The 1,373-nt window shown below is 73.5% G+C and carries 2 pseudogenes; one reads left to right on the top strand and one right to left on the bottom strand.

Going from position 1 to position 1,373, the window contains the following annotated elements:
• Positions 1-1,037, bottom strand: a pseudogene (locus FV222_RS26210) (hypothetical protein); the annotation flags it as partial.
• Between FV222_RS26210 and FV222_RS26205 the strand changes: the two are divergent.
• Positions 1,026-1,373: pseudogene (locus FV222_RS26205) on the top strand (hypothetical protein); the annotation flags it as partial. The pseudogenes FV222_RS26210 and FV222_RS26205 sit on opposite strands and share 12 nt — an antisense overlap.

Raw genomic sequence — 1,373 nt, 5'->3', positions numbered from 1 at the left:
GTGCAGGTCTCGCCGCGGGGCGGGCGGCCCTCGAACCGCGCCGCCACCCGGTCGAGGAAGCCGGCGGCCGGACGGAAGTCGAACTTGAAGGTCGGGAACAGGTCGTGCGTCGCCCAATCGTAGTCGACGCCGGCATCGAACATGCGGTCGGTGGCGGCGAGCCGGCTCCGGATGCGCTTGCGGGCGGCGGCAAAGCCGTCCGCGACGTCGAGGCCGATCCAGGCGCAGTCGCCGGGCCGTAGCCCGCCCGCCGGGAAGGCCAGCGCCGCGGTGACCGACATCAACACGGGCCGCTGGTCGGCGGGGAAGTAGCCGTCGTCGCGCACGACCTCGGAGGCCGGCGTGTGCGCGTCGGCGTGGTCGGCGAGGTGGGACCAGACCTCGCGCTGGATCGCGGTCCACTTGCTCGCCTCGGAGGCCGGGTTGATCAGGACCACGAGGTTGCCGAGCACAGGCGGCAGCGTCTCGCCGAAGCGGTGGCGGCGCACCGCCTTGACGACGTCGTCCTGCAGCCCGGTGGCGAGCATGTTGCCGCCGAGGCTGTGCCCGGCCACGATCAGCTTGTTGTGCGCGCCCGGCGCGCTCAGCGTCGTCTCGATCGTGCGCAGCGCCGAGATCGCCCCGGGGGCGATCGCCTCGCTCACGGGCTTGCGGTCGAACAGGGTGGCCCCGGCCGACAGGCCGCCGAAGAAGCCGCCGACCGCGTCGCCGAACCAGGTCCGCAGGCCGCGCTCGTCCACGCGGGCGCCGCGCCAGCCGACGTAGATCGCCGTCACGTCCATGTCGCAGACGCTCGGGTCGTCCGGGCAGCGCTGCGCCAGGAAGCGCGCGGCGTGGGCCGCGTAGAGGCGCAGGTCCGCGACGTTGCCGTCGCCGATCCGCGCGTCGTGGCGCCAGCCGTGGACGAAGGCGATCACGTAGTGCGAGCCGTGCGCGAGGTGCTTCTTCAGGGCGTCGAGCTGGGTGATCACCGGCTTGACCATGGTGGCCGGCATGCCCTTGGCCCGCATCTCGTCGTCCATGGCGTGGCGGAGCATCGCGCTGTCGACGGCCGCGTCGCCGGCCCCTTCTCGGGAGACCAGCGCGTAGGGCTCGCCGCCCTCGGCATCCTGTTCCTGAACTACGTCGTGCTCTCCACGGACAAGGCGCGCGCCTATCGCGACCTCGACCCGAACGTCGCCGAATGCCGCGACGGTCTCGCCCGGGGCTGGACGATCCTGGCCGACACCGGGCGCGAGACCCTGCAGACGGCGATTCCGTCCGACGGCGACGGCTGGGTCGACGCCAGCGACGACGAGGGCGCCGTCGTCGCGGCGGATGCGCGATGGGGGACGCGCCTGCGCTGCGCGCTGCAGCGCCACGTCGTCCCCGCC

Source organism: Methylobacterium sp. WL103 (genome assembly GCF_008039885.1).
GTDB lineage: Bacteria > Pseudomonadota > Alphaproteobacteria > Rhizobiales > Beijerinckiaceae > Methylobacterium > Methylobacterium cerastii.
The sequence above is the reverse complement of the archived record's forward strand: the minus strand, read 5'-3'. Positions and strand labels throughout refer to the sequence as shown.